Genomic DNA, 17,272 nt, shown 5'->3' with positions numbered 1-17,272 from the left:
AACTAGCTAGTTTCACTTTAGAAGAAGTAGAGGCGGAGAATGGGTATCGCTTTGGGTTTAACGGTAAGGAAAAGGATAACGAAACCTATGGGGAAGGAAATAGTTATGATTTTGGAAGTAGAAGTATATATGATGGCAGATTGGCTAGATTCAAATCTGTTGACCCCAGATACAGAGATTTTCCATTTATGTCGTCTTATTGTTTTGCAGCTAATACTCCAATTAGATTTGTTGACGTAGATGGCGAAGGCCCTGGTGATAGAATTAAAGCAGGTCGAGCATTCAAAGGAACAAAGTATAAACAAGAATCGGGAAATAACAGAACTGCAGCATCTGAAGCAGCTCTTAAATACATGGATTGTTCTGAGTTTGTTTGTAGGGTACTTGCAGCTGATAAATTAACTGAAGGTGTAAAATCTATGGATACAGAGTCATTGATTGAACACGTTGAGGACGAAAATAGTAATTGGGAAGAAGTAAAGACACCAGTACCAGGGGATATAATACTATGGAATGGACATGCGGCCTTAGTCATTAGTTATAATGAGAAGACACAAAAAGTTCATGTAATTCATGCTACTTTGTATGGTAATGTGTCTAGTGTAGTAGAAGAGGATTATGGAAAGAAATATTATAAAGGAAAAAAGGCAAAGTTTTATAGACCTATCGATGATACACCTGATGGGGATTTGAATACTACTAATACAGATAAAACGAGTTTAGAATCAACTAGTACACCTATAGCAAAAAAAGCAAAAGGAACTAGCAACATAGCAACTACTGAGTCATTATTTTTTAAGATTTTCCATCATGTTGCTGGATTCCCACTATTCAAATCTAGTAATACTCAAATGACTGGAAACAATACAACTTCCAATAGTTCTCCCAAAATGAATATTAAGTTTACGCCACAAGAAACATCGGATGTTACCGAGACTCCTTCAGAATTAAAAGAATAATATTATGTTAAATAAAAAAAGATTTATTGTTTTTTTGCTATGTGGATTGTTTTCAGTCCAAATAGCAAATTGTTATAGTTTTAGCAATATCAAAAATTTACTACATGGAGCTTGGGTGCGAGAGGACTATAATAATAGTTTGATAGAAAAGAAATCTCCTGCCTATGCTAGTAATTTATTAGTCGAAGAAGTATGTTTAAGGATAGATAGTAATCATTTTAGAAATGATACATTAATAATGGATGTTTCTTTTTTTAACCATGAAGGAGGAGAGTATTATTTGCCATTTACTGATGATAATATATTTAAAATTTATAAATCACAACAAATAAAAAGTAGTAGAAGTTTGAATTTAGTTATTCAAGATAAAGATACTATAATCATAATAACGAAATATTCCAAAAATGGCGAAATTGTGTATAGTACTAAATTTATTAAAGTAAGTAACAGTCTACAATCTTTAGAAATTGATAATATTATAGATTATGTCACCAATAAAATAGTAATAAAAGGTTTTTATATTTGGAAAGATGAGTTAAATAAAACAGTATCTTATAAGGTAGAATTTGATGAATATGGTAATATTACTGGAAGTAATAAATTTAATAAGTTTCATATTCGGACAGATTTTGTTGAATATGAAAAAGATGATATAAAGGATGTCATAACTTTTTATTTAACCAAAAAAAAGATTAGAAAAAATTTTACGTATAAAATGCAGAATAATAAAATTCTTTTTTATAAAATAGAGGAAGGAAAAAAACAGTCTCTGGTATTTAGCTTAACTCCTAGATAGTGATAGAATATCGCTTCGGCTTTAACGGTCAGGAGAAAGATGATGAGGTTTCAGGTGAAGGAAATACAATGACTGCTACTTTCTGGGAATGTGATGTTAGGCTAGGTAGAAGATTCAATTTGGATCCTAAACCTGGTTTAGGTATTAGTGAATACGCTTGCTTTGCTAATAATCCTGTATATAACCAAGATATAAAAGGTGATAGTATAAATTTGTCAAAATTTGTTGCTCAAGATAAAAAGGATGGCACAAATTATACTAAATCGTTATTAGAAGACTTACAGGCTAAAACAGGACTTAAACTTTCAGTTAATTCTAAGGGTATGCTTGATTATGATAGAAAAGCTAAAATTAATAAAGAAGGAACTAGTAGTATCTTTAGAGATAGATTAACTCAAATGATTGACGATAAAAAAAATACTACTGATGTTGATTTGCAAAACGATCATAAGCTTGGATCACATGCAGTAGTTGGCGGAAATGCAATGAGTTTAGATGGAAGCCAGATTAGTAAATTTATAAAGGGCACTGTTGGAGTAAATAAAACTACCATGGGTTGGGCATTAATATTTTTGCATGAATCTTTTCATTCAACCGGTTGGAGTGGAAAAGAAAGAGATAATGATGAGCCTGGTCACGCAGAACAAAATGTAAATATAGTTAGAGGGCAACTTGGTAAAGATTACGGAGAAAGGTTAAATTATACTTCAATAGAAGTTTTAAATTATCAATATATTGTATTTAAGATAAGAGATAATACAATGTATCCTAACTCATGGAGAACAATGCCAACTTTTTTCCCTCATGTTAAATTTTAGTAAGATGAAATATTATTTATTTATAATCACCACGACTTTTTTTAGTATTAACAGTTGTTATACTCAAACATGCAATACTAAATTGTATTTAGAATGTATTGATTCTATTAAAAGTAATTTAAATATTGTCGATAGTTCTTTAAAGGTATCAAGTATTCCTATAAGCGAAGACTTTAATTATTTTTATGATGTTTTATTTAAAAAACTATTTGAAAAAAAATGTTTATCTTATTCAGACAAGACTGAAATAGCTGAAGAACAAATGAAGCGTTTTCATACTATCTCAAAAAAAGAAATATTAAAACTACCTTCATACATAGTATTTTCAGAATTAGATATGAAAAATTCTGTAAAAAAGGTTATTTATTTATCGTTATGCTATAATAATTTTGTTTTAGCTAAGGTCTATAATGTTAAAATTTCAAAATCACAAGTTGGTAATACTTATGAAAAAGGCTTTTTACTATATTTATTTAAGTTTGAAAATGACAAGTTAATACACATTGATATTAAAGAGATTGCTGAATAGGGTATTTATCATTTAGTAACTATTGGATTATAAAGAAACAAATAATAATCAATTGATTTTAACTTCATAATTACAAACAAAAAAGGCTTCGCTATATGGTAGTGTACCATTTATCACTTTTGGATATAATGATTTTCTAAATGACTGAAAAACAAAATAAAGTGTAGCTAAATAATCATAAAAGAGAGGAGTTAATATTCCTCTCTTTTATTTTATAAATGCGTTAGGGAGCATTATTACTAGGTTTTTATTTTCTTGGTGTACCATTTATCACCTAAAAAATCATGAAGTGTCAATACTATAAGGGAGTTTGCATTAAAAAAGCTGCTAAACAATCTAATTAAAATGCTTCGCCAAAGGCTACATAAAAACCTGCTGTTTCTTTGCCTATACCATAATCAAAGCGGAGGTTCACATTGTCATCTTTGTCAACACGAATTCTTATGCCTCCACCATTGGTGTATTTAATGTTGCTGATATTTGCATCTGAAAAGTTATTGTATACATCGCCCACTCCGGTAAACAAAGTAAAACCTAACCAATCGCGTATACGGATACGTGCTTCTGCCTGAACTGTTATATAATGGTTATCACGGTAACGGCCCTGGTAGTAACCCCGCATGTGGCTATCGCTTCCCAATAAGCCTAATAAACGATAGGGCGCATTACCAAAATTATGAACGCTATAATATTGCCATGCTATAACTGACTTGGCAAATAATTTATGGTAATATCTTATATCGGCTTTCAGGCTGCTAAACAGGTTTGTATTTTGGGTGGCTTTTTCTTTGATGTAGTTTATGTTTTCTACTTCTATAAAACTACTGCCTGCCGATGGGTTTAATATACGGTCGCGTTTATCGCGGAGCAAATGTGGACCCACTCCGGTACTCCAGCCTGCATTGTTGTTGACCAATTCATTGCTTATAATGGTATTGATATATTCAGGGTTAAGCTCGCTTATGGATTGTGCTTTAACTGACACACCTAAATAAACGCTTGGTTTTATTCTCCATAACAATGCATTGTACAACTCTAATCGTTGGGCTGTATAATATAACTTATTGTTTTCTGCTGTATTGTTTCCTATTCCAAAATAGTATTCCGGAAAATAGAGATAGGCATTGTCACCAATAATTATTTTTTTATTCTGATTGGTATATACAAACCAATTGGTAGTAACAACAAACTGTTTGTTTAACGAGTACTCTAACTTAAGTTTAGCAGTTGAATATTGCGGTGTGTTAAAAAAGTTTTTAAACTTAAATAAACACACCGCTCCAAAATACCAATCGGTTTCAATGCTTTTACCTATAACGGGTACGGGGAATGCCTGTACTGATTTTTTAGGAATGCTATCTTGTGCATATATTTTACTTAAACAAAAAGTAATCAGTACCACATAAATATACCGCATTATTTAAGCACCGTTCTGTTTATAGTAACCTGATACAAGGTTCTGTTACTTGCTGTTGGATTGAAGTAACTGCTTTGGGAAGCGGTTGCTTTTATACCACCATACATATAGCCAATTACGGTGCTTTTTCCTACTGGTATTTTACTCCAATCTAATATTTCCTCATTGTCTTTTAGCAGGTATTGCTCCAACGGAAAAAACTTTGCCTCTGCCCCTATCCAATCGGGTAACGAATTGGCTTGCGGTGCTACACTCTCTGTAGTAGTTCCATCGGCTAATCTAAAAACAGTTGAAATTATTTTTACAAAGGGAACGGTAGCATAAGCCTGCAATACACCACTTGCATTGTAATCGTAATAACTAATTCCGCCTAACAAAGTAGTGCCCATTGTTTTGGTCAAAGGGTCGTAAATAAGTACTTCTGCACAACCATATTGATTACACTTCTGATTAAAATTATTATCAATAGTTACTACGGGGTTGTTATTGGCATCTTGCAATAAATAAACCGGATTCTGCCAAACACCGTTGTATTTGTAAGTAAATACACCACCATAAACAGCTAAGCCATCTTTACCATTTGCATCTTTAATAGGTACTACGTTTAAATCTCTTCGGTGAAACTGGGTAGTGCTATCGGGTTTATTGTCATCGGTAAAACGTTTTATCAATTGAACTGATAATTGCTTACCTGTTAAACTGATACTAAACTGCCTTATTTCATCCGAATAAATTTGAGTACTTGTTTCTGTACCTGTGGGTGCATATTTACCTGTAAAGTTTTGCCCCATAACTAAGTAAAAGTAGTTGCCTACTTTAAATAATTCTCCACCCGTAATAGCCATATCGTTACTGGTTGTGCTGGTTATAAAACGAGCTAAATTCAAGGTATCATTATTATTGATGGCTTTTACTATGCTATCTACATTCATGGCTATAACACCATTGTAGGTTACATAATTACCTGCACTGTTTTGTCCGTATCCACCACAAATGTATAAGTAGCTTCCATCCTGATAACCTTGTAAATTGGTTGATGTTAATTGGTCATAGTAGGGCTGTGGAACGGTTACACTTTTTAAAGCACCTGTTAAAGGATTATACACTACTAAGTTTCTGTTGGAGTAATAAGTAGGGAAATTAACACTTGGATCTGCTCCATTGGTACCGTGGTAACCATTGGTTCTGCCACCAACTACTAATACATAATCTCCACTGCGTCCGTTGGTAAATGATTGTAATGGTAAGCCGGGGGTACTCACTGCTTTTACAGAAATAGTAAACGGACTTATGCCTGTTTTAACTTTTGGTGTTTGTGCTGACAAATGAATAATGGACAACACACTTGTTAAACCTATAATTATTTTTTTCATGGTTTTTATGCTGATTGGTTATTAGAACTTGGAGGGGTTGGCATGTATTGCAAAAGCCATGCTTGCATCAATTGTCGTCTCGCATTTGATAAATCTCTTGTACGCGGCATATACATAACGGAATCCCAAGTGGCTACATCTACTCTTTCATAAATCATAGCGGCTGAATCTTGCCACACCGATTGTACAAAAGGTAAACGAATAACCATTGCCGGGAAAATAAGACTATAGTATTGGAGTACATTGGCATACAAATAATCCCACGGAATAGGCTGAATGGCTTTTCCATTACTACCTACGTATGTTGAATAATCATCGGTTGGCAATATGCGTATGTTAATATAAAAATCGGTCATTACATTGATGCTGCCATAACTGGTTACGGGAGTAAGTGGATTGGGTTCCGGAGCAGTAGGCACTTCCAATGCAATTCTGTATAGACGATTACCTGATGCCGATGTATTGAATGTTAACGGCAACTGATTATTGTTTGCTGGTGTCATATTTAAAGTAGTTACTACGCCTGTCATTTTATCTAAATTATTAGGCGTAGTAATGGCCTCTTGCATTACTAAATTAACAGGTGATGTAATTGGAGCCCCTTTATAATATACATTGATAGTGCATGTTCCTGATTGTGGTGCATCGTTTCGATACAAGTTATCTGTTTGCCCCTGTTCACCAAATACACAAGCCTGGTCACTGGCTATCATGTAATCCAACTCTTGCAGTAAAATGGTTCCATTACTGCCATCGGCATTTTGTAGCATAATGACTAAACTACCTGTTTGCACATCGTTTAATAAATTGGCAGGTATGGTTAAATCTAATAATCCACCTTGGTTTAAATACAAGGGTGTATTGGCATAATCCAATATAGTAATTATCGTTAGTGTTGACGATGCTGATGTAATAACTCCTAATACAATATGTCCATTGCCATTGTATTGGGTAATATCAAACTTATTATTGGTAATAACCGGAGGTATAATATCGGCTGCTGACTTTTGATACAACTCGGGAAAGGTATTGGACACATCTAAAGTAAGTCTGTTAGTGCCCGAATATAGTTTTGCTACAGTTGGCCCTAAGTAAAAATTACCACCGCTATTATTGTTTTTGTATGGACCTGTACTAAAGGTACTACTTTGGTTGGGTTGCACTAAAAGTCTACCCATTGTTATGGATTGCATTTCGTCTTCATACCATAAACCTATGGAACCGCTTACAGTGCATACACCCGGGTTTTGATTGGCTGGAAATGGTTTGGCATACAAATCAACCAAAGCTTGTAAATAAGTATCATTGTCAGGATAGTTACTGGGTGTTATAGGTGGAATGGTTTTATATACTGTGTAACGCACCATAAAACCTTTTAAATTGCTTGGTAAATTACTGGTATCCATTCCTAAGCTTTTAAGAGTATTTTGAACACCTGGGTCGCTAAAATCGCTTATGGGAATTACACTTTGAAACAAGCCTGATGCGCCTGCGGAAGCGTTGAGGTTTGCATTGCGCTGAAAATTAATCCAACGTGTTACGGCTTTTGATGGCTTACCCTGAAACAATGCATTGCCACTGCTATCTCTTAAAGAAAACACATCGGCAAAAATTTGTGAACTGGGTACATCTTCCGGATTTACATCACATATTAAAGCGGTACTTCTGCCTGAATCGTTATTAAAAGAAACATTGGTACCAATAATAGGATTACCACTGGTTTGCAAAGTGCCATCGGCTAAGTTTACGCCTACTACATTTGCATTTTGAAAGGTAACGCTCATATCACCATAATAGTTCCATTCACCAGGAATCATATTACCTGTTGAATTACCATTCACATCACAGGTAGCTACAGGTGCTTGCGACCATGGAATAAACTCTTCATCGGTCATACCGTGGGTAACAGCTTGTACTGCCAATGTATTGGAAAGGCGTAATATTTCACCTTTACCGGCTCCTTCAGCAATATAGGTAACATTGGGCGATGCTGAATAGTCATCATTGTTTACTGTACCAACGTTAATAATAACATCGCCAGTAAAATTAATACGTGGAAAATCAAAGTAACTCATACCTGTTTTTTGAAATTTGTTTTTTTAATAATTTGGAAATAATAAAAGCCAAGGCTGCAATACCCAGTACTAATAAAAAACTGATGTATTGGTTTTGTTCGTTATTGGAGGTACTACCGTAATAAGCATATACCAATGCTCCCGGTAATGACCCTGCAAAAGCTGATATCAACACGGATGAAAACGACATGCCTTGCATACCGGCTACAATGCTTATACTTTCTGATAAGAGTGGAATCGGTCTGCTTATGATTAAAGCTAAGTAGCCCCATTGCTTAAACATTTTTTCTGCTTCTTCCTGTTGCCTGACATTTAAAAAACGAGATAAGGAAGAGGTTATTTTTTTACCAATTATATAACCTAATAAGGTTGATAATACCAAGCCTAAACAGGAAACAACGGTACCTATAACAATGCCAAATAGCTTTCCATTGAGTAACATTAAAACGCTTGAAGGAACGGGTAAAACTATATCTGATGCCAGTAATGCAGTACTTGCAATGGCACTCATTATGAGGTTATGATTAAAAAACGCCAATGCCTGTTCAGCAAAACTGATATTGAATGTGAGTGCAAAGAGCAATAAAAAAAAGGAAGAGAAAATAACAACCTGCAGAACTAAAATCTTCATAAGGATAAACAACTAATAATTTGTATTGATTTAAATAGCTCAATCACCTCATATAATTTTTGCTTTATTAAAACTTTGGGGTATTGGTGTTTCATAAAATTACATGCAGTAATTGAGCTGGTCAAACTTAGTGCTACTGGTTCAATTAAGGCAAGAGTAGAAATACTCTTTTTTTGTAGTATTAATACTCTTTTTTCAATGAAAAATATCGCTCACTCCTATTCAATGAGCGATATTTTATTTTTACTACAATGTTTTTAACAAGGCTTCTGTGGCCTTATAAGCCAATGCCATCATGGTTAGTGAAGGATTAGCTGTACCTGTGGTAGGAAATGTACCACAACCTACTAAATATAAATTGTCATGATCCCATGTTTTCATATTGGCATCGGTTACAGAATCTTGTGGCGTTGCACCCATACGGTGTGTTCCCATTACATGCCCTGCTCCATTGCTAAAATAGGTTTTGTTATTGTAGGTAAATGAACCAGGTCGGCTTGCGGGAGGGTTTGAGCTTTCTATACTTTCTTTGGCTCCTAATAAACCGAATATGGTATTGGTGGCTTCTACGGCAGCTTCAAAACCTGCTTTGGTATAGTCTGATAAATCATAATGAACTTCCGGGCGCGGTAAGCCTAAATTATCTGTGGCAATAGCCGATGGAACTATATAACCATCACCCGGTAATTGCTCCACTAAAAAACCTATACGAAACTGACGGGTAAAATTGCTGGCAATTTCCTGACGTAATGCTTTACCAAATGTATTTTTATTAACTAAGTCGGTTAAGGTACTGTAAGGTGCACCCATTGTCCAATTCCATCCTTCGTTACCTATTTCTATACGGTATGCTGCACGCTTTTTACGAAATTCACCATCGCGTGTGGTTTCTATTCCTGAGGTGCTTAAAGGACCTCTAAAAGGATAGGTACTTTCGGGCATTAAACCCCAACTTAATTTTACAGGATGATCCATTAAATTTTTCCCCACTTGTCCACTTGAGTTAGCTATTCCATTGGGCATTGTTTTGTTTTTCGACATCAATAATAACTTAGCTGTTTCCACTGCATGTGCCGCTATTATATATGATGTGGCTGTTACAACACCTTCGCCTGTTACGGGCCCTAGTTTTGTTTCGTATTGTTTATAAGCTATACCTGTTACTTTTTTAGTAGTTTCATCTATCAGTATATTATAGGCAACTGTCTGGTACATGATATCTACATTGCCTGTATTTAATGCTTTGGCTAAAGTAACTGTTGCATCGTATTTGGCTTGTATAGGGCAAATGGGTGTACAGTTGGTATTGCCCTGACATAGGCGCCTGCCATTGTTATAAATTTTACCATCTATTTTATTGGAGGTGCTGTTTCTTCCGGCTGGTGTCCCTGTTACTTTTACTATGGAACCATCTAAGGTAATACCGTTTAGTTTTTCTGAAAACTTTTTATCAAGTACTGTCGGTGGAAGTGATTGCATCGGATATTTGTATCCCGGTGTAAATGTTACACCATGTATATTTTGTTCCTCTACATCGGCTGAAACACCTATTTCAAATTCGGCTTTGTTGTAATAAGCAGAAAGGTCATCGTATGATATAGGCCAATCAACTCCTACACCAAATTCTGTTTTCATTCTAAAATCGGAAGGTAATAACCTTAAACACGTACCTAACCAATGCCAACTGGTACCGCCTGCTACACGCTCATAGGTACTGCCAAATGCCATTGGACCTTTTTCAATAAAATATCCATTGGTAGCTATATCTTTTACCGGATTAGTTCCGTTTTGCCCTTGCGGAGAATTGGGTGTAATGTTTTGTATATCTAATACGGATGGACGTGGTGAATTATAATTTTGTGGGTAAGGCGACTCCGGTGTTTTAGCCATTGCTAAAAAAAAGTTTTGCATAAACACTTCTCTGTTATCACTTTTAAAGGGGTCTCCTCCTTCTACCATCAATACTTTTTTTCCGGCTTTGGCTAATTCTAATGCCATTACATTACCTGCAAAACCAGCACCCACAATTACTACATCATATTTTTTAGTTGAATTACTCATACTTGTATTTGTTTATTTTTTATAAATGTGGTTAATTATTTTATTACTGGCATTTGAGGTGCGTCAGCCCAATATCCAAAATTACCTTCGCTAAAACCCATTGGATGGGCGCCCATTTCTTTCCATACTAATCCATTGGTATAAGCGGTTGATGATATTACATAGTCCATTTGACCAGGATATAATCCGTACCATATTCCGGTGTACCACATTTGAATAATATTGCGTGCCAGTTGTCCTAATGTAGCATCTTGCAAAATTTGTTTCAGCACACCATCAGTTATATCGCCTTTTATGTTTAAAAAGGTATTGTACAAATCGTTCAATACATCAACGGGTGTATTTTTGGTTAATGTATCAAAATATTTTTGTGCTACTTGTTGTGTATCGTTTTTAGGTTTTAGCTCAATAGCTTCGTAGCCAGTTAACACTGCTGAAAGATTTATAAAGTTTTCTATTGTATTCATTTCTTTAGTTTTTAAATGGTTAAAAATTATTGTGCTCTTTCTAATAAAAAAGTAAAATCTGAAGCTTTCCCATTTGATTTCATGGTGGCTCCATTATGGCAGCCTATGCAACTTGAGCTTACTCCATTTACATGATCTACTTTACCATCAACCACTATACCTTGTATGTATGATTCAAGCGTGGTATTGGCCATAAATAAAGGGAATGGATTACCGGCAGGTTTTTGTTCCGGGTTAACAGGCCATTGGGTACCTACTAATTCATAATACTGCCATACTGATTTAGGGTTCACTGTTTTTAAACGTTTCTGGTAAATTTTGTTTAATGAATCTGTACCCTGTGCTATCGTATTCAGCCTTACTATCTGGCTTCCTTTTTGTCCTTTTATGTTTGGATCCCAAGGGCGTGCCGGTGCATTATTTATATCAGCATAACCTTGTTTTTTATTAAAGTAATTGTAATGCGGATTACTATTTCCTTTGCCATAAGCTGGTACATTATCTACTTGTTCAAAGGTGCTCCAAATCCATTGCGGACATACGTTTGTTTTGGTTCCTATATGCAAACCAACCAAACCAACTGTGGCTACATAACATGTTTCATGTATAACGGGGTCGTCAGTAGGTGGAACATATACTAAAGCTTTGGCTGTATGGAAACGTGAAGGGTCATCGCCTTTACCTAAAATTTTCCAGGCAGCTTTAACCATAATAGCTCCACGGTTTTTTGTGCTTATGTTTCCTTCCGGAAAATCAACAATGCCTTTAAACTTTTGTTGCAAATCAAAACTATACAGCTTTGCACTATCTATATAGTTAAACATTTCTTTGTTTACTAAAATTTCAAAACGTGTGTATTGTCCGTTTTGGTCAATGAGCGGACCTGTTTTAAATGGTTGATCCATTTCATCTAATACATTGGGTGTTTTACCTACTTGTTGTAGAAATTTAAAATCGCCTTTTCCTTTGGCACATGCAGGTGGTACAAATGCTCCTTTCCCCCAAGGGGCCGGTGCTTTGCCATCAGGTAAAAACACTTCGTAACTTTCTTTCCATGTTTCCCAAACGGTATTGTTATCACCTTTATCGCCAATAGTTCCTTTACCATCGGGCGACCAGTTTAAAGCAATAAACGACTCCCATGAGAACAAATCGAAATCTGCCCTGATGCTTGTTTCTAATATCCTGGGTTGTGTTTTTCGTAAGGTTACATCATATGGTAATGCTGCACTTAATCCACTTACTTTTGAAGGATTGGCCGCACTATCAACTGCTATGTACGAGGTAAGTAATGCATAGCTGCCACCTGCGGCTAACAGGCATGCAAATATTTTTTTTGTTAGTTTCATATTGGTTTAATTAAGTATTATTTCTTTGAAAACTTTCGTGCTAAGCGATAGGCCATAGCCATACCTGTATAGGTTGGATTCCAACTTCCGCAAGTAGGAAAAAGGGCTCCTCCTAAAACATACATGTTATTGGTTTCATGCATTTTTCCCCAGGAGTCGGTTACGGAATCTTTAGCACTATTTCCCATCCACATTACTCCTGCCTCGTGTATTAAATTATAATCACGCATGAATGATATAGCGGGTACTTTTGTTGACCAGGTATTATTGCTTTGTAAATATTCTACTTTGCTTCCGTTGGCTAAAACATGTGCTATTTGAATCAACACTTTATCTATTTCGTCCCATACCGCTAACTCCGGTTTATCTAACGAAAAATGTATTTCTGTTTTATCGTTAGTGGCTTTAATATAATTGGCCGATTGGGCAGTACGTTCTCCTTTTATTTCGGCCATTGACTGCAGTAATAAATAAATATAATCTGAATCCATGTAAAGTTCCAGATTGGTTGGGTCGGGAATTACTCTGTACAAATCATCTTTTTGTGCTTCTTCTCTCGGGTTATATATACATGATATATGGGTATGAAACTCTCTGCCCAATGTCATACCTGAAAGGTATAAAGCAGCTACCTGTAATAAATCGTTGTTAACTCCGGCTGCTTCTTTTGGCACACGTACTAATACTTGCGAGCGAAAATGCCCAATAAAGTTTCTGCCTAATAATTTGTTTTCTTTAAAAGCAGGTTGTGTTAAGGTAATAGCTTCAATAACGCCTAATGCTAATATTACCTTGGCTTTGCCCACTTCTATTTTACCTTTTGTAGTTTTAATATGCGAAATACCTAACTTACTTCTATCAAGTCCTATGGCTTCGCAGTTTAAAACTACATCTATTTGTTGCGTGTATTTTGTTATGTTGTTTACTAAAACATTAACGGGTGCAAAACGCTGCCAGGCTTTATTGGAATTATTGTTTAAAGTAGCCATAGCACCATCTAATGCACTGGCTCTGTCGTAATAATCGCTTGTAGGAATTTTGCTTAGGTTGGTAAACAAGCGCTCACGCATTACATCATGAAACTCGCCTGTATATCCATTCACCTGAATAGTGGTGGAACGACCAATGAATGTATCCACATCATGCCATTCTAATTTAAGTTCATCTATTACATCCTGAGGCCAATCAACCATTTGTGCCGGTGTTGGTTGTGGAACCCATGCATTCCAATACAAAGCCCTGCCACCTAAAAAGGGTACTTGTCCGTGTACATTATACTTTGAGTCTGACATGACCCAAGGTTGTGCAGTAGTTTCGGCAAATACTGATTGATATGCCGGTGGTAGGTTCTGATAATGCTCCGGCAATAACATATCGCCTTTTTCTAAAACCAGTATTTTACTTTTAGGACTTAATTGTAATATGCGGTGAACAAAACTTGTTCCGTATGCACCTCCTCCAACTACTATATAGTCGTACTGTTTATTTTTTATTTCGTTTGCTTCTTTAAAAAAGATAGCATCTAATCTTGACCAATAACTCATAATTAATTATAAAATTTTAAGCGTAATAAGCACGTGTTTGAATTGCAGCAGGGGCTGACATACTGGTACGTAAAGCAAAGGCGGGTGTATCACCAATTAATTTTTCCATGTCTTTTTTCATTGGATGACTAGATGCACCATAAGTAAGTTTCACTCGTTTACTGCTCTCTGCTTTATTGAAAAAATATAAATTGGTTGGTTGCAATATGTTCCATCTGCAGCCTATTAGTTTGTTGTTAAATTTACCATACTCGGTAATGGGCGAAAATGCAGCCATTACTGGTGTTAGCTTGCTTACATCGGCCACACAGGTAAATACGCTTTGCTTGCTGTTTTTAGGATCGTTGCAGGTAACTGTCCATGTGTTTACATCAGGTACATTTAACGAAGGAAGTGCGGTGGTAAATGTTGTTTTAAATTTAGGTTCTCCAAACAATTCTATACCAGCTTTTATAGCTATATCGCTATCACAAGGCACCCAAACTCTTTTATGGCCCATTAACTTGGTTTGTTCTTCGCCTTTTAAATAATCTTCGGCACTTACCATGGCTACATTGTCTTTTTGCGATTCAGGATACACAACTATGTTTAATTCTATTTCTTGTGTATTGCTTGAACCATTGGGAAACTGCCCGTTATAATTTTGAAAATTAAAACTTACAATGGCTTTGCCTGCAAAGTCTGCGGCTATAAGGCCTGTGTTTTCTAAATAGGGTAATACTCTTTTGCGGTCAACCAAAAAAGCTACTTCTATATTAAACAGAGTAGCGTAATAAAAAGGTAAACCAAAACCTTTAGGAATTGGAGGTAATGAATTTTTAGATGTTGTATTGTTTGCTTTTTTCATAATAAATAATTTGAATATGTAAATGGTTAAAAGTTTATTCTTTTAAGAGGCACGTTATTACACGTTACTATTGAATTGGCTTTTAACAAAGCAAACGTAGCTACCAAACGGAAATAAAAGCAAGAGGGGAAATACCCTTTTTACGTAGTATAAATACTCTTTTTTTAAGCATAAGCATCAAAAATTCATTTTTTCATAACTTAAACATAACTTTAGTATGTGTTCTGTTTTAAAAGTTGATGGCATGCAAAAATTGATGCAATGGAAGTATAAAACTTACGAAAAAGCATGATGGCTTTACATAGATGTATATACCTGTAAAACCTGTAAATGATAAAATGTAATGGAGGAATAAGAAATGCTATACTACTATATAGCCTCTTTTAATACCATAAAGAACAAGGCCTGCCGTATTTTTAACGCCTGTCTTTACAATTAATTTTGCCCTGTAGTTTTCTACTGTTTTTGTTCCTAAATTTAACTTGTTGGCTATTTCGCTATTGGTTAACTCAGCAGCAATTAGTTTTATAATATCTATTTCTACTTGCGATAGGGTAACAAAAACATTGGGTGTATTGGTACTCGGATGATTTATTTCTAACAAGCTGCTTAACAATTTGGATGACACTTGTTCGTTAAAATAATACTCGTTGTGTTTAACATATTCTATAGCATGTACAATTTGCTCCGGTGATGAATCTTTAAATAAAAAACCACTCGCACCTGCTTTAAACATATTGGTAACATACTGGTGGCTTTCGTACATGGACAAGCCTAATACTTTTATGTGGGGATATTCGTGTTTTAAGAGACGCGTAGTTTCTATACCGTCCATGCCTTTCATTTTTATATCAAGTAAAACTACATCGGGCTTATGAGTCTTTAAACCTTCTATTAGCTCTTCGCCACTGGAAGCTGAATACAAAATATTTATATAATCAAATGGTTGAATGGATGCAGCTAAACCATTTCTAAATATAGAATGGTCATCGGCAATGGCTATTTGAATACGTTGTTTACTCATGGGTATGGAGGCAAATTTATATTTTAGCTAGGGTAATGTTTACTTTTGTTCCTATTTCTTTTCCACTTACAACAGTTAAATTGCCATTAATACTGTTCACACGGCTTTCTATACTTTTTAAACCTACTCCACTTTTTTTCATATTGTGTATATCAAACCCCACTCCATTGTCTTCATATTGATATAAAATAGTATCGGCTTCGTAACACAATACAATGTTAACTTGCTTAGCCTTTGCATACTTTATGGTATTGTTCAATAACTCTTGTGTTATTCTATACAATGCTTTTTCTACATTTTTTGCTAAGCGTTCTGCACTTAACTCATACCTTAATGTTATTTGTTGGGCGCCTGTTTCATTGGTTTTTGAAACCAAATCAAACAAGGATGCCTGCAATCCAAAATCGCTCAATATAACCGGCATTAACTTTTGCGATATGTTCCTCACTTCCTGAATAGATGTTTTGGCTATTTCTAAAGTTATATCGGTAATCTTATCCAACTCGGCATCAACCATATTTTTTTGAGCAGCCTTGCGTTTAAGGGTATTCAAATTCATGCTGATAACAGATAGTAATTGTCCTATACTATCATGCAATTCTTCTGCAAAATATTGTTTTTCTTCTTCTTGTGCCTCAATAACGGCTTCTAATAATTTCTTCTGGTTATCAATTTCCAGTTGCTGAATGGTGGCTCTATACCGTTGGCGCTTACGCTCGTATAAAAGCATAAAAACAAATATAAAGCCAAATACAAGTATCATAATGGCCGTACCTGCTATAAATATTATAATGGTTTGCGATGATTGCATATAAACCCAATAAAGTAAAACAGGTTAGCTATAATATTTAATACGGAATGTACAGTCCAATAGTCCATATCAGTAGGACTATTCAGTAAAGAATACAGCATAAACATAAAAACGTTACCCATAAAATACAAGGTAATACCTGAGTTTAACCAAAAATACGGATATCTTTTTAAGGAAGTATGTTCATCTGAATCGAGCAAGCTATAAAACCAATACAATGCAAAAGCACTAAGCAATACACACTCAGCCACTCTTCCTGCACTGTTAAAACCTACAAGGTTGGAGATAAATATAGAATAGGATAATGCCAATGCTCCGTATATAGGAATACTGATAAGGATTATATCTTTTACCCTTTTTTTTTCCACTACTAAATGTAAAAAATAAGCTAAAAAGGAATATTCAACAACCGTATAGATATGTAAAATATTCAAATTATTTATACCTAAATAACCTGTTATAACCGAGTACATGTCAAACACTGCAGCTACTGCTATAAACACTGCAAATGCCCGCAATGCTTTACTGAAATATTTCCAGTAAAGCATTGCGGGCACAAACGGCACTAATG

16 protein-coding genes are annotated in these 17,272 nt (G+C 35.1%); 4 read left to right on the top strand and 12 right to left on the bottom strand.

What is annotated here, in order from left to right:
* From V4538_17320 to V4538_17305, 4 genes are all read left to right on the top strand, one after another.
* The coding region (locus tag V4538_17320; GenBank protein MES2382811.1) for a hypothetical protein at positions 1 to 959 on the top strand (959 nt) is incomplete at its 5' end.
* Between the two features lie 4 nt (positions 960 to 963).
* Positions 964 to 1,755 (top strand): hypothetical protein, encoded by a 792-nt coding sequence (locus V4538_17315; protein MES2382810.1) that lies wholly within the window; start codon positions 964 to 966, stop codon positions 1,753 to 1,755.
* Positions 1,755 to 2,573 carry a hypothetical protein gene (locus V4538_17310; protein MES2382809.1) on the top strand — a complete coding sequence of 273 codons (819 nt, stop codon included), beginning with the start codon at positions 1,755 to 1,757 and terminating at the stop codon, positions 2,571 to 2,573. Before V4538_17315 ends, V4538_17310 begins: the two co-directional genes overlap by 1 nt.
* 82 nt (positions 2,574 to 2,655) lie before the next feature.
* The gene (locus V4538_17305; protein ID MES2382808.1) at positions 2,656 to 3,102 is read left to right on the top strand and encodes a hypothetical protein; all 447 of its coding nucleotides are present in this window, start codon (positions 2,656 to 2,658) and stop codon (positions 3,100 to 3,102) included.
* A gap of 340 nt (positions 3,103 to 3,442) precedes the next feature.
* Here V4538_17305 and V4538_17300 read toward each other — a convergent pair whose 3' ends face one another.
* From V4538_17300 to V4538_17245, 12 genes are all read right to left on the bottom strand, one after another.
* Positions 3,443 to 4,519 (bottom strand): BamA/TamA family outer membrane protein, encoded by a 1,077-nt coding sequence (locus V4538_17300; GenBank protein MES2382807.1) that lies wholly within the window; start codon positions 4,517 to 4,519, stop codon positions 3,443 to 3,445.
* Entirely contained in the window at positions 4,519 to 5,892 is a 1,374-nt protein-coding gene (locus V4538_17295; protein MES2382806.1) for a hypothetical protein, read from the bottom strand. Before V4538_17295 ends, V4538_17300 begins: the two co-directional genes overlap by 1 nt.
* A 5-nt stretch (positions 5,893 to 5,897) precedes the next feature.
* Positions 5,898 to 7,967: a hypothetical protein gene (locus V4538_17290; GenBank protein ID MES2382805.1), complete on the bottom strand. Its 2,070-nt coding sequence runs from the start codon at positions 7,965 to 7,967 to the stop codon at positions 5,898 to 5,900.
* A complete protein-coding gene (locus tag V4538_17285; GenBank protein ID MES2382804.1) occupies positions 7,954 to 8,598 on the bottom strand; it encodes a VTT domain-containing protein in 645 nt (214 codons plus the stop codon). Before V4538_17285 ends, V4538_17290 begins: the two co-directional genes overlap by 14 nt.
* A gap of 246 nt (positions 8,599 to 8,844) precedes the next feature.
* Positions 8,845 to 10,659 (bottom strand): GMC family oxidoreductase, encoded by a 1,815-nt coding sequence (locus V4538_17280; protein MES2382803.1) that lies wholly within the window; start codon positions 10,657 to 10,659, stop codon positions 8,845 to 8,847.
* A gap of 35 nt (positions 10,660 to 10,694) precedes the next feature.
* Complete coding sequence (locus V4538_17275) at positions 10,695 to 11,126, bottom strand: sugar dehydrogenase complex small subunit (protein MES2382802.1); 432 nt, start codon at positions 11,124 to 11,126, stop codon at positions 10,695 to 10,697.
* A 26-nt stretch (positions 11,127 to 11,152) separates the two neighbouring features.
* Complete coding sequence (locus tag V4538_17270) at positions 11,153 to 12,475, bottom strand: hypothetical protein (GenBank protein MES2382801.1); 1,323 nt, start codon at positions 12,473 to 12,475, stop codon at positions 11,153 to 11,155.
* Positions 12,476 to 12,492: 17 nt separating this feature from the next.
* On the bottom strand, positions 12,493 to 14,019 hold the full coding sequence (locus V4538_17265; GenBank protein MES2382800.1) for a GMC oxidoreductase: 1,527 nt from the start codon (positions 14,017 to 14,019) through the stop codon (positions 12,493 to 12,495).
* Between the two features lie 16 nt (positions 14,020 to 14,035).
* Complete coding sequence (locus tag V4538_17260) at positions 14,036 to 14,866, bottom strand: hypothetical protein (protein ID MES2382799.1); 831 nt, start codon at positions 14,864 to 14,866, stop codon at positions 14,036 to 14,038.
* Positions 14,867 to 15,227: 361 nt separating this feature from the next.
* Entirely contained in the window at positions 15,228 to 15,890 is a 663-nt protein-coding gene (locus V4538_17255) for a response regulator transcription factor (GenBank protein ID MES2382798.1), read from the bottom strand.
* Between the two features lie 16 nt (positions 15,891 to 15,906).
* On the bottom strand, positions 15,907 to 16,701 hold the full coding sequence (locus V4538_17250; protein ID MES2382797.1) for a histidine kinase: 795 nt from the start codon (positions 16,699 to 16,701) through the stop codon (positions 15,907 to 15,909).
* Positions 16,677 to 17,249: a hypothetical protein gene (locus tag V4538_17245; GenBank protein MES2382796.1), complete on the bottom strand. Its 573-nt coding sequence runs from the start codon at positions 17,247 to 17,249 to the stop codon at positions 16,677 to 16,679. Before V4538_17245 ends, V4538_17250 begins: the two co-directional genes overlap by 25 nt.
* Between the last annotated feature and the right edge of the window lie 23 nt (positions 17,250 to 17,272).

Source organism: Bacteroidota bacterium, assembly GCA_040388375.1.
GTDB lineage: Bacteria > Bacteroidota > Bacteroidia > UKL13-3 > UKL13-3 > JAAFJM01.
Note: the sequence above shows the minus strand (reverse complement) of the source record. Positions and strands in the feature narration are given on the sequence as shown.